This is a genomic window from Marinoscillum sp. MHG1-6, assembly GCF_024714475.1.
In the GTDB taxonomy this organism is placed as follows: Bacteria; Bacteroidota; Bacteroidia; order Cytophagales; family Cyclobacteriaceae; genus JAMZMI01.
The window spans coordinates 517,024-529,300 of record NZ_JAMZMI010000003.1 but is presented as its reverse complement, the minus strand read 5'-3'; the positions used below and the strand labels follow the sequence as shown (position 1 = coordinate 529,300).

10 protein-coding genes are annotated in these 12,277 nt (G+C 44.7%); 9 read left to right on the top strand and 1 reads right to left on the bottom strand.

Translation table 11 applies throughout. The annotated features are described in order from the left end of the window. Positions 1-60: 60 nt before the first annotated feature. The 9 genes from NXR94_RS09435 to NXR94_RS09395 all read left to right on the top strand — a co-directional run bounded on the left by NXR94_RS09435 (position 61) and on the right by NXR94_RS09395 (position 11,546). Complete coding sequence (locus NXR94_RS09435) at positions 61-423, top strand: hypothetical protein (protein WP_258104370.1); 363 nt, start codon at positions 61-63, stop codon at positions 421-423. A 23-nt stretch (positions 424-446) separates the two neighbouring features. Further along, a complete protein-coding gene (locus tag NXR94_RS09430) occupies positions 447-5,342 on the top strand; it encodes a 2-oxoacid:acceptor oxidoreductase family protein (RefSeq protein ID WP_258104369.1) in 4,896 nt (1,631 codons plus the stop codon). An 8-nt stretch (positions 5,343-5,350) separates the two neighbouring features. Next, complete coding sequence (rsxC, locus tag NXR94_RS09425; RefSeq protein WP_258104368.1) at positions 5,351-6,694, top strand: electron transport complex subunit RsxC; 1,344 nt, start codon at positions 5,351-5,353, stop codon at positions 6,692-6,694. 2 nt (positions 6,695-6,696) lie between these two features. Next, positions 6,697-7,713: an RnfABCDGE type electron transport complex subunit D gene (locus tag NXR94_RS09420; protein ID WP_258104367.1), complete on the top strand. Its 1,017-nt coding sequence runs from the start codon at positions 6,697-6,699 to the stop codon at positions 7,711-7,713. Further along, the gene (locus tag NXR94_RS09415) at positions 7,710-8,402 is read left to right on the top strand and encodes an RnfABCDGE type electron transport complex subunit G (RefSeq protein WP_258104366.1); all 693 of its coding nucleotides are present in this window, start codon (positions 7,710-7,712) and stop codon (positions 8,400-8,402) included. Before NXR94_RS09420 ends, NXR94_RS09415 begins: the two co-directional genes overlap by 4 nt. After that, positions 8,395-9,012, top strand: a complete 618-nt coding sequence (rsxE, locus tag NXR94_RS09410) for an electron transport complex subunit RsxE (protein WP_258104365.1) — start codon at positions 8,395-8,397, stop codon at positions 9,010-9,012. The genes NXR94_RS09415 and rsxE overlap by 8 nt, the downstream gene beginning before the upstream one ends. After that, on the top strand, positions 9,009-9,590 hold the full coding sequence (locus NXR94_RS09405) for an electron transport complex protein RnfA (protein WP_258104364.1): 582 nt from the start codon (positions 9,009-9,011) through the stop codon (positions 9,588-9,590). Before rsxE ends, NXR94_RS09405 begins: the two co-directional genes overlap by 4 nt. A gap of 218 nt (positions 9,591-9,808) precedes the next feature. Further along, positions 9,809-10,666, top strand: a complete 858-nt coding sequence (locus tag NXR94_RS09400; protein ID WP_258104363.1) for a ferredoxin-NADP reductase — start codon at positions 9,809-9,811, stop codon at positions 10,664-10,666. 13 nt (positions 10,667-10,679) lie between these two features. After that, positions 10,680-11,546, top strand: a complete 867-nt coding sequence (locus NXR94_RS09395; RefSeq protein WP_258104362.1) for an RnfABCDGE type electron transport complex subunit B — start codon at positions 10,680-10,682, stop codon at positions 11,544-11,546. Between the two features lie 7 nt (positions 11,547-11,553). Here the strand turns inward: NXR94_RS09395 and NXR94_RS09390 are convergent, their stop codons facing one another. Continuing rightward, on the bottom strand, positions 11,554-12,276 hold the full coding sequence (locus tag NXR94_RS09390) for a hypothetical protein (protein ID WP_258104361.1): 723 nt from the start codon (positions 12,274-12,276) through the stop codon (positions 11,554-11,556). Position 12,277 lies beyond the last annotated feature (1 nt).

Sequence of the window (12,277 nt, the reverse complement as noted above, 5' to 3'; positions counted from 1 at the left end):
TCATAAGGTAGGTTGATATACGTGCTTACATTAATAGCGAATATCAAATTCCAAAGAGCAATGAAACTAGAATTAACCCGCCCCACTTTAGAAAAGGCTGAGATGCATTTCCAGGAAGCCATGAAAGAATTCTCCAGACCGAAAGAAGATGTTGTTCCATTTATGGTATGTGAAAGTGCATACAATGCAGTCCTCAATTATTTCAAGGCATTTATAGAAGATAAAGAAGGCATCGTTGATGACTCCGATTCTCCCGCTGTTTTGTTGGCAGAGTGCCGTTTGTTAGATCCAAGGTTTAATGAGCTGAATGTTGATTTATTTGATCTTAAGGATAAAAATGATGATGTCTTAATGGATATGAAAACCATGCACAGATACATGAGCATTATGAATACTGCCCGAAGCCTTGTGGGTGGTCATTGATTTAGTATAAAACATAATTTGTCATGGATAAGAAGCAATCGTTTAAGTATCCGGGAGTCAGAGTAGCATTGGATGGAAATACGGCCGCGATCATGTGCGAAAGAGAATCTTCCGATGCGGCTGGTGCATACCCAATCACTCCTTCTACTCAGATGGGTGAATATTGGGCAGAAGAGGCTGCGAAGGGCCATCTGAATATTTCCGATAGACCATTAATATTTATAGAACCGGAAGGCGAACATGCCGCTGCTGCCGTGACAGCGGGATTATCTATGACCGGTCAACGAGCGGCTAACTTTTCATCCGGGCAGGGCATAGCTTATATGCACGAGTCGTTATATGCCGCTGTTGGGAAACGCTTAACCTACGTGCTCAATATCGGAGCACGGGCGATGACCAAGTCTACTTTGAATGTGCATGCCGGACATGATGACTACCATGCCATTGACGATACGGGATTTTTCCAACTATTTGCCAAGAACGCACAGCACGTTGCTGACCTCAATATCATTGCTCATAAAATAGCAGAACTGGCGCTTACTCCGGGTGTGGTTGCTCAGGATGGTTTTCTGACAACCCACCTGATTGAGTCTCTCAACTTGCCGGAACGAGAACTGATCAAGGAATACCTTGGGTTGCCTGATGATATCATACCGACCCCTACGCCTGCGCAAAGAATCATCTACGGTGAGACCCGAAGGAGAATTCCGGAATTATGGGATGTGGACAACCCGGTTATGGCTGGAATAGTCCAAAACCAGGATGCGTACATGCAAAGTGTGGCCGCACAACGTCCTTTCTTTTTTGATCACATCCAGCAACTGACTGATTCATCATTTGACGAGTTTGCTGCCCTGACGGGTAGGGCATACAAACGAGTGATGACTTACAAAGCTGAAGATGCCGATTACCTCATCCTGGGGCAGGGAAGCGTTGTGACCAGCGCAGAGGTGGTGGTCGATTATTTAAGATCAACCAGGAAACTTAAAGTTGGAGTGGTCGACCTTGTCATGTTCCGACCATTTCCTGCAGATCTACTGGCCAAGGTGCTTAAAGGTAAAAAGGGAGTAGTCGTTCTTGAGCGTTTGGATCAGCCCCTTGCGGTCGACTTGCCAATCGTTCGGGAGTTGAGAGCAGTTATTTCGAAATGCCTGGAAAATGGTGTCCATAAGAAGGATAAACCATACCCTGACCTGGAGAGTTTTATAGCAGCCGATACACCTGCTATTTACTCCGGGTCTTTTGGTATGGGTAGCCGGGATTTGCAAGCTGAGGGAATCATTGGTGCCGTCGAAAACATGCTTCCTGATGGAAAGCACAAAAAACAATTCTATCTGTCGATTGACTTTATTCGTGACAATCCATTTACGCCTAAGCAAAGACTATATCAGGAGTCGATTACTGCGGCTTACCCGAATGTAAAAGAACTGGCCGTTCATGGATCTGAAAATCCAAACCTGATGCCCAAAGATGCGATCACGGTTCGGTTTCATTCCGTGGGCGGATGGGGAGCTATCACTACAGGTAAGAACCTCGCCATGACCCTATTTGATTTGATGGGTTATGACATCAAGGCCAATCCAAAATATGGCTCAGAAAAGAAAGGTCAGCCAACAACTTATTATCTGGCTGCTGCTCCTGAACCCATCAGGATGAATTGTGAGTTTCATTTTGTTGATGTGGTGCTGTCACCAGACCCAAATGTATTTAAGCATACCAACGCACTCTCCGGGTTGAAAAAAGGAGGAACCTTTATCATACAGAGTGATAAGTCGAAACCACAGGAAGTTTGGGAGGATATTCCAAAGCATTATCAAAAGCTTATAATAGATAATGGAATTCATGTTTTTTATATCGATGGGTTCAAGATTGCGAGGGAGGAGGCTACGGATTCAGAACTTCAGTTGAGAATGCAGGGGATCGCCTTTCAGGGAGCTTTTTTCGCGGCTTCACCCCTAAAAGAAAAAGCAAAACTTACTGATGCTCAACTGCTGAAGGCCATAGAAAGTCAACTGCAACACAAGTTTGGCTCTAAAGGACAGCGAGTGGTCGACGACAATATGCGTGTGGTGAAAAGAGGCTTTGATGAAATACATGAAATCAAAGAAAAGGTATTATCCAAAGGTGAGTCAGTAGAAGTTAAAAGCCCTGAAATCCCTATTCCTAAAATGCTGAAAAACGTACCGGTTAGTGGTTCACGTATCAGTGATATTCACAGGTTTTGGGAACAGACGGGAAACTTCTACCAAAAAGGAAATGGCAATGACAACATCACTGATCCATTTATCGGGATGAGTGTAATGCCAGCTGTTTCATCATTATTCCGAGATATGACGGGAATCAGGTTCGAACATCCAAAGTGGATAGCTAACAACTGTACTGCATGCGGTAACTGTTATACGGTTTGTCCTGATACCGCCATACCCGGATTAGTAAGTGAGGTTTCTGATGTCATAGAAACACTCGTTAAACGGGTGAAAAAGAATCACCCCAAATTGGATCATTTACCAAAAGAGGCACGAAAGCTCGAACCTAAATTAAGAGCCCTTTTCAATGAGAAGGACAGTAAAGCAACTGTCAATAACCTGATGCAAGACGCCATAGACATGGCTATTGCTGAGGGAAGCGACAAGCAGGGACTTGAGCAGGAGTTCGAATGGTTTAGAGAAGAACTCGGCGATTTCGAGTTTGCATTGACACGTCCGTATTTTGATTTACATGAAAAGAAAGAACCGGGCAGCGGTGGATTGTTTAGCATTACTATTAATCCTTCCACTTGTAAGGGATGCATGGAATGTATCCAGGTTTGTGATGATGAGGCCTTAAAACCAATTGTTCAGACCGAAGCAGGAGTCGCGGGACTTAGAAAGAACTGGGATCTGTGGATGGACCTGCCAAGCACTCCTAAAAAATTCAATCGCATCGATGATCTGGAACAAAAGATTGGACCGCTTGAAACGATTCTGTTGAATAAGGAGGCTTACCTGCACTTTGCAAGTGGAGATGGAGCCTGCCTTGGTTGCTCAGAAAAGTCGGTTATCCATTTGTTTGTTGCCACCGTGGAGTCGCTCATGCAGCCTCGTGTAGAAAAACATCTCAATTATTTAGAAGAGTTGATTAATAAGCTTGAGTTACACATCAACTCCAGGCTTTTAAACAACTTAAAAGTGGATGACCCTGCAATGATCAGTAAGATCATCGCTAATGTGGATAAGGCTGATATCAAACTCTCTGATCTGACCTCTGGAATAGAGTCTCAAAAAGAAACTGAGCCTATTGACCGGGATTGGCTAAGGGAAATTACTCAGGTCATTGCCAAACTAAAGCAACTCCAATGGAAATATACGCAGGGTACGACTGGAAATGGCAGGGCTTCTATGGGAATGACCAATGCTACCGGATGCACCTCTGTATGGGGAAGTACCTATCCGTACAATCCTTATCCATTTCCCTGGGCTAACCACCTGTTTCAGGATTCTCCATCGCTGGCCATGGGAATTTTTGAGGGGCACATGTCCAAAATGGCTGATGGTTTTAAAGCCATTCGTAGGGCGGAAATGGAATTGTCCGGAACTTATGTTGAAGCAGAACATAAAGACTTTTTCACCTATTTCAACTGGCATCAATTTACCGACGATGAGTGGAAACTTTGCCCACCTGTGGTGACATTGGGTGGTGATGGTTCTATGTATGATATTGGTTTTCAGAACCTGTCTCGCTTGATGGCTTCCGGTAAGCCCATTAAGGTGATAGTGGTGGATACCCAGGTATACTCCAATACGGGTGGACAAGCCTGTACCTCTGGTTTTATAGGTCAGGTCTCCGATATGGCGCAGTATGGAAAGGTATGGAAAGGAAAACCCGAACCGCGTAAGGAGATTGGGTTGATTGCCATGGCTCATCGCAATACCTATGTGATGCAGGGAACGTTGGCTAATACCAGCCACATGATAGAAGGTTTTATTGAAGGCCTGACTGCCAGAAGACCGGCGTTGTTTAATCTATACACCACTTGCCAGCCGGAACATGGCGTGGCTGATGATTTGGGGACTCATCAGGCAAAACTGGCTGTCGAGTCTCGTGCTTATCCGTTGTTCCGATACAACCCTGATCAGGGAGTGAGAGCATCAGATGCTTTTGATCTCTCCGGAAATCCGGATATCGATCAAATCTGGCCTAAATACAAGTTGAAATACCTGGAAAATGGCCGAGAGAAATTCATGGAACTGGATATGACCTTTGCGGACTTTGCTATCACCGAGGCCCGATTCAGGAAGCATTTCAGAAAAGCTCCGAGGGATACCTGGAATGACAATATGGTGGTGTTATCAGAATTTCTTGAACTGGACGAAGCAGACCGAACCGGTAAGTTTCCTTACATATGGGCAGTGGATAAGCAGCAACACCTGAGTAGGGTGATTGTAGCCAAACCAATTGTAGAATCTTCCGAGGAACGTAAAAACTTCTGGGTCATGCTGAGAGCCATGGCGGGAAGAGAAGAGCAGCCTGTAGTTGAGGAGGACATTGAAGGTAAGATCAGAACCGAGGTGGTAGGCAAGATTGCCAAAGGCCTGATGAAGTTGGCGGGAGGTAATGGACAGGGATTGGTCGATCTGGTAGAAGAGGAAGGGGAAGCGGAGGTAGAAGAGGCTTCACAAGTATTGGATCAATCTTCTTCACCCTGGGTTGAAACGGAAGAATGCACCGCATGTGATGAGTGCTTGAAAATCAACGACAAAATTTTTGCATACAATGATGACAAAAAGATTGTAATCACTAACCCGAAAGGGGGACCATATCAGGATCTGGTAAAGGCGGCTGAGAAGTGTACTGCAGGGGTGATTCATCCGGGACTTCCGCTGGATAAAAATGAAGCGGATTTGGATAAATGGATTGAAAGAGCGAAAAAGTTTAACTAACAGCTAGCGTGGTGTTTGGCCTGAATAAAAATACATTCAAGCATGGGGTACACCCGCCGGAGTATAAGGAAGAGACGAGTGGTCTGGCCATTCGTCAGTTTCCTTTTGCTCCTTTGATTGTTCTACCTCTTGCGCAACACATTGGTGGCCCTTCTGAACCTGTGGTCAGGGAAGGCCAGGAGGTAAGTCGTGGACAATTACTAGCCAAAGCCTCCGGGTACGTGTCAGTTCCTTTACATGCGCCTGTGTCTGGCATCGTTCGGAAGATTGCCATGGTGCCTGCTTTATCCGGCAATATGGTTCCGGGGATATTTCTGGCTACCTCTCCTTCATCCGGACAGGAAGTAATCGAAGGAAAGCCCGTAGGGCTGGATAGTTCAGCTGAAGAAATTATGCAGGCTGTTCAGGCTGCAGGAATTGTAGGCTTAGGAGGTGCAGCTTTCCCCACACATGTAAAAATCAAAGTACCCGATGGCAAAAGCTGTGAGGTATTAATGATAAATGGAATAGAATGTGAGCCTTTTCTCACCACCGATCATCGGGTGATGCTGGAGCAGCCCGATGATATTTTTATGGGGATACGATACCTCTTAAAGGTAACAGGTGCGTCTCGTGCTGTAATAGGAATTGAAGCTAACAAAGCTGATGCGGCATCACTATTGGAGCAGCGCAAGCCAGTGGATTTACCTGTGGAGATTCACATAGTTCCAGTTAAATATCCTCAGGGATCTGAAAAGATGCTCATTACTTCCATTCTCAAAAAGGAGGTGCCATCAGGAGGCTTGCCTATTGATGTTGGAGGGGTGGTGGTTAATGTGGCAACCACGGCAGAAATTGGCCGATTGCTGCCGCTGGGCCGGGGCATTCAGGAGAGGGTGGTTACGATAACCGGGCCCGGGGTAAGGGAAAAGGGCAACTACCTGATCCCGGTAGGTACTCCACTTCGTTTTGTACTAGAGCAGGTGGGGGTTTCTGACAACATTAGTGAAGTCTACATGGGAGGCCCTATGATGGGTATGGCAGTTTCCAATCTGGACATTTCTATTACCAAGGGAACTTCCGGTGTGGTGGTTTTTGATGATGAGCATGTAGTTCGTTCAACAAAGGTGTATCCGTGTATCAAATGCGGTGCCTGTGTTGATGCGTGTCCTTTGTCTCTCAATCCTTCTAAACTGGGTATTTTGGCTAAGTATGAGGCCTATGATTTAATGGCGGATACACATCACCTAATGGATTGTTTTGAGTGTGGGTCCTGTTCATTTGTTTGCCCCTCACACATTCCTCTTGTTCAGTATTTCAGGGTATCGAAATCAATTGTTCGGAAACGACAAAAGTCAAAACAACCCGCTTGATTATGAGCTCGGTAACCTTAAATATTAGCACCTCTCCTCATCTTGTAAAAGGTATTAGTACCGATTATATCATGAAGCAGGTGGTATTAGCACTAATGCCCGCCGTTGGCTTTGCGGTATACAATTTTGGCTTTAATGGCTTGCTGGTCATTGCTACTTCAGTGGTGTCCTGTGTGTTGACCGAGCATGTTCTATGCAGAATTTCCGGAAAGGAGACAACCATTTCGGATTGGTCTGCAATGATAACCGGACTCTTATTAGGCATGACTCTCCCCCCAATCTTCCCTCTATGGATGACCTTTCTTGGGGGTGTGATCAGTATAGCCCTCGGAAAATTTGTATTTGGTGGGTTGGGATACAATGTTTTTAATCCTGCTTTGGTTGGACGAGCGTTTTTGCAGGCGGCCTTTCCTGTGGCAATTACCACCTGGTACCCATCCAAAGCGATGGACAGATTTAGTGCAATTGATGCCTCGGTATTGACGTTTCCATTTGCTGAACCGGTGACCGATGGGGTGTCAGGAGCTACTCCACTATCCGCATTCAAATTCGATCATGTTGTGACCTCAGGATACGAGCTGATGATGGGGTTTACAAGTGGTTCTCTGGGGGAGACCAGTGCAATTTTTATTTTGCTTGGGGGCCTTTACCTGGTTGCAAGAAAAATGATGAACTGGCGCATTCCAATAGCCATTTTGGTTACGGTGTACCTGTTCAGTGGAGTGCTTCATCTTATTGATTCTCAGGTGTACCCCACTCCCCAGTTTATGCTGTTTTCAGGTGGACTGATGCTTGGAGCAGTGTTTATGGCCACAGACATGGTGGCATCCCCGATCACCTCATGGGGAGTGGTCGTTTACGGAGCTTTTATTGGTGTTATGGTTGTCGTGATTCGTATATGGGGTGGACTGCCCGAAGGTGTGATGTATGCCATTTTACTCGCTAATGCAACATCACCACATATAGATAAACTCATCCAGCCCAGGGTTTATGGAACAAAAAAGACAGTCCGGATATGAACGCGCCCCAAACCATATCACAGGAAAATACAGGAAGTATGAAGATGCTTCAGGCAATGGTCGGCATCGGGCTGATTTGCGCACTTTTAATTGTGCTCACCTATGAAGGAACCTTGCCCCGTGTCAGGTATTTAAAAGAGGAAGCACTTCAGAAAGCAATTTTTCAGGTCCTGCCGGGGAGTAATGAGAGCGTGACATTTTTGATAGATGAAGCTGGGGAGATAATTGCACAACCGGGTAAAAACGAGTCAGTTAATAAGGTCTATGCGGGCTATACCGCAGAGGGCAGACTGGTCGGGGTGGCCATTGAGGCGTCAGGAAAAGGCTATGCAGATGTAATCAAAGTTCTTTACGGATATGACCCTGCGGCTGAAAAGGTGATAGGTTTTCACGTGCTCGAAAGTAAGGAAACACCCGGCCTTGGAGATAAGATTGAAAAGGACAAAAGCTTTCAGGAAAACTTTAAAAAAATGGATGTGAAGTTGGGCGCTTCAGGGCTGAGTAAGGAGCATCCAATTATAGCTGTGAAAAGTGGGTTGAAGCAAAACTCATGGGAGGTAGATGGTATAACAGGAGCTACTATATCATCTCGAGCTGTGGCAAGCATTTTAGAGCAGAGTACTTCAGAGTGGCTTCCACTTATTCGTAAAAACATGGATGAATTTAAAATAAAGCAACTCGATGAGTGAAAACGCAGATCGTACCACTATGTCTACCAATGACTTTATAAAAGGTCTTTGGAAGGAGAACCCAGTATTTGTACAGGTACTGGGCATGTGTCCTGTATTGGCCGTGTCTAACACAGCCGAAAACGCATTGGCTATGGGTTTAGCGACGACCTTCGTGCTGCTAATGTCTAATGTATTGGTGTCATCCCTCAGAAGGTTTATTCCCAAGCAAGTAAGAATTGCTACCTATATTTTGATCATCGCCACATTCGTGACCATGGTTGATTACGCCATTCAGGCGATCAGCGTGGAGTTACATAAGAGCCTTGGAGCATTTATCTCCTTGATAGTTGTCAACTGTCTTATTTTAAGCAGGGCTGAGGCATTTGCTTCTAAAAATACCATTTCCAGATCTGCACTCGATGCTTTGGGAATGGGGGTGGGATTTGTCTTTGGTCTGGTGTGCCTCGGGGGAGTCAGAGAAATATTGGGTAATGGTACCATTTTCAATATTTCAATATTTCCCGATTCCTTTCAGGAATGGATTATTATGATTCTGCCGGCTGGTGGTTTTTTTACGCTGGCCATTTGGTTGCTTGTTTTCAAAACTTCTAACCTCCGGAAAGCATGAACGAAGAGTCACTTGGATACATCTTTATTAGCGCCAGCCTCATTAATAATTTTGTTCTGGCGTATTTCCTCGGGATATGTCCTTTTTTGGGGGTTTCCGGAAAGATGGAAACAGCTACCAAAATGGGAGGGGCGGTGACCTTCGTGATGCTCATTAGTTCGCTATGTGCCTATGGTATACATTGGCTTTTGGTCTTACTGGATGCGCCCTATTTACAATTGATTAGCTATATCGTGGTAATTGCCTCTACCGTGCAATTGGTAGAAATGTTCATCAAAAAAATGAGTCCGGCATTGTTTCGGGCACTGGGTATTTTTCTGCCGCTCATTACCACCAACTGTGCAATTTTAGGTTTGGCGCTTTTCCAAACCAATAAGGAATATGATCTGGTTCAAAGCTTTGTGTTTGCACTGGGAGCAGGAACGGGATTCACACTGGCCCTCATGCTGATGGCCGGACTAAGAGAGCAATTAGATTTTTCTGATACACCTAAAGTTGTAAGAGGGACCGTCATTACGCTGTTGATAGCGGGTATTTTGTCATTGACTTTTATGGGGTTTTCAGGACTTGGTAGTTAATATTTAAAAAAATAAAAATGTGGGGATCATTGGCATTGGCACTCGGAATAATTATCGGACTCATGACCACTTGGGTCTCAATTCAATGGCTATGGAAGCGGGTCTTTGCAGAATACATTTCTGATGAGGATGTAATGGCGGATCGCACAACTTGTGGGAATTGTAATTGTACGAAAGCATGTAGAAATAAAGATTTCAAGTTAATAAAATAGGTAAACATGGCACATATAGCGCATTATGATACAGACCTCCGGTACCAGGCAGTTGTCAAGAGTACGGAGCGGGTTACGCCTCCAGGAACCGATGAAATTCGGGAAATAATACTAGAAGTCGCAGATAGTGATTTCAAATGCAAAGTTGATTGGAGTTTCGGCGTTTTTGTGGATATGAAAGGGGACTTTGGTAATGACTACTATCACCGACTTTATAGTGTAGCTGATATCCCGGAGACAAAAGATGGAAAAACGATCATCACAATGCTCGTGAAGCGATGCTCCTATATTGATGATTTTAGTGGGGAAAAATTTTACGGCATAGTTTCCAATTACTTGTGTGACAGGTCTGAGGGTGACATCATTACGCTGACCGGGCCATATGATTTGCCTTTTAAAGTGCCCGAAGATAAGACTGCAAACATGATCTTGATCGGGATGGGAACAGGTATCGCACCTTTTAGAGCCTTTGTGAAACATATATACAAAAATGTAGGAGGGTGGCAAGGTAAGGTTCGCCTTTTCTATGGTGCTCGAAGTGGCTTAGAGCTACTTTATTTAAATGAAAAAAATGGGGATTTGAATCAATATTATGACGAGGATACGTTCAAAGCTTTCCACGCCTTAAGTCCAAGACCCGAGTGGGCTGACCCTATTGCTTTGGATCAGACGCTAGAGGAAAGAGCAGGTGAAATCAGGGAATTGCTGAGCCATGCCAACACCTATGTTTATGTGGCAGGGTATCGTAAAATCCTAAACAAACTGGATAAAGCATTTTCTGTCATTCTTGGCTCGGATGATAAATGGTTGACCCGAAAAGCTGAATTACTTGCCGGAAATAAATGGGCTGAAGTGATCTATTAGAAACTTTATTAAAATGGTTGTATTTCTTGCTTTAGCAATACTTGGAGGTCTCACACTCGTGCTTGCGATTACATTGGTTTTCGCGAATAAGCAATTGTACGTCTATGAAGACCCGAGAATTGATAAAGTAGAAGAGATGCTTCCGCATGCAAATTGCGGAGCATGTGGCTTTCCGGGGTGCAGGCCTTTCGGTGAAGCTTTGGTGGCCGGTAAAGTTTTGCCAGGAAAATGTACGGTAGGAACATCTGAGGCAAGAGAGAAAATAGCGCAATACCTGGACATTTCATTAGGGGAGGAGGAGAAAAGGGTGGCTCGTCTGGCGTGTGCAGGCGGGGCTAATGTTGCCAGAAATAAGGCCAATTATAATGGGCTACCATCATGTCAGGCAGCATCACTGATTTCAGGAGGTGGAAAGGGGTGCTTTTGGGGTTGTATTGGATTCGGAGATTGTGAAGCTGTATGCGAGTTTGATGCTATTCAGATGGATGGGCATGGTTTGCCAGTCGTCAATTCCGACAAGTGTACCGCTTGTGGTGATTGTGTAGAGGTTTGTCCAAAGGGCTTATTTTCTCTTGAGCCAGTGAGTCATAAGCTATGGGTAGCCTGTAAAAACCTTGAGTTTGGAGATAAAGTGTTGGAGGATTGTGAGGTGGGATGTACGGCATGTGGAAAATGTGTTGTGGATGCCGCGCCAAACCTAATCGAAATGATCAATAATTTACCCGTAATTGACTATGGAGCCAATAGACAGGGCAAAGAAGCCATAGATCGATGCGCCACAGGTGCTATTGTATGGCTCGATGAAAGGGAAGGGGCCATTCGAGGTAAAGAAAGTCGAAAAATTATTCGCCAGGAAAATAAGGTTATGGGCCCTTCCTAAAGCAGTTTTAGTGCATAATACCCTGCTTCTTCAGGTACTCGTATTTTTCCCCACAATTCATACCTGTGAGGTTGGAAGAAGATTTGGATTTTCCTCCGTTGCTATTAAGGTAATCAGCTCTGTTTTCTGCGACGAACTTGGTAAAGAAGGCATCAGCCTCATCTCGAAAAACCTTAATAATATGTCCGTCTATTTCCTGGTCGTGGGCAGCGTTATCAGGGTATTTTTCGATCAATGCTTTTAGTTCACTTTCAATCTGGGGGTGGTTTTCAATGTCCAGTTCTCCGTGATTGAACCTGGGAACACCCAAAACAAACTTGATAACGTATTGTGCCGTGTAGATGTCTTCTCCACTGAGGTCATCACCATTATGATCTAACTCATGCAACATAGGCAAGGCGAAAGTCTCCGCTAAAAATGATCTTTCCGTTCCATCCGCAGCCACGGCTCTGTCATAATTTCGTTGAAGTTTTTCAGTGCCTTTTTTAGGATCTTTCCCTTTATGCCTGTTTTGTTTCATTTTATGCTTTAACTCATGCTCGGCTGGTTTAATCAAGTCCGCACTTGAGTTCCACGAATTCAAAAATTCATTTGCACGGTGCTTCAACCGTCCTTTATGAAGGTGGTGCATTTTGTTTACTCTCTCATGTATGCTCTCATCCTCTTGAGCAAATGCCTGAGTAACACATATAATGGCTATTAAACTTATGAAGTAGACCTTTCGAAGCATT

Bases quoted from the DNA above. Each gene is read 5' to 3' on its own strand.
- NXR94_RS09395 (WP_258104362.1), top strand. From the start codon at position 10,680: ATGGTTGTATTTCTTGCTTTAGCAATACTTGGAGGTCTCACACTCGTG.
- rsxE (WP_258104365.1), top strand. From the start codon at position 8,395: ATGAGTGAAAACGCAGATCGTACCACTATGTCTACCAATGACTTTATA.
- NXR94_RS09435 (WP_258104370.1), top strand. From the start codon at position 61: ATGAAACTAGAATTAACCCGCCCCACTTTAGAAAAGGCTGAGATGCAT.
- NXR94_RS09430 (WP_258104369.1), top strand. From the start codon at position 447: ATGGATAAGAAGCAATCGTTTAAGTATCCGGGAGTCAGAGTAGCATTG.
- NXR94_RS09400 (WP_258104363.1), top strand. From the start codon at position 9,809: ATGGCACATATAGCGCATTATGATACAGACCTCCGGTACCAGGCAGTT.
- NXR94_RS09415 (WP_258104366.1), top strand. From the start codon at position 7,710: ATGAACGCGCCCCAAACCATATCACAGGAAAATACAGGAAGTATGAAG.
- NXR94_RS09390 (WP_258104361.1), bottom strand. From the start codon at position 12,276: ATGCTTCGAAAGGTCTACTTCATAAGTTTAATAGCCATTATATGTGTT.
- NXR94_RS09420 (WP_258104367.1), top strand. From the start codon at position 6,697: ATGAGCTCGGTAACCTTAAATATTAGCACCTCTCCTCATCTTGTAAAA.
- NXR94_RS09405 (WP_258104364.1), top strand. From the start codon at position 9,009: ATGAACGAAGAGTCACTTGGATACATCTTTATTAGCGCCAGCCTCATT.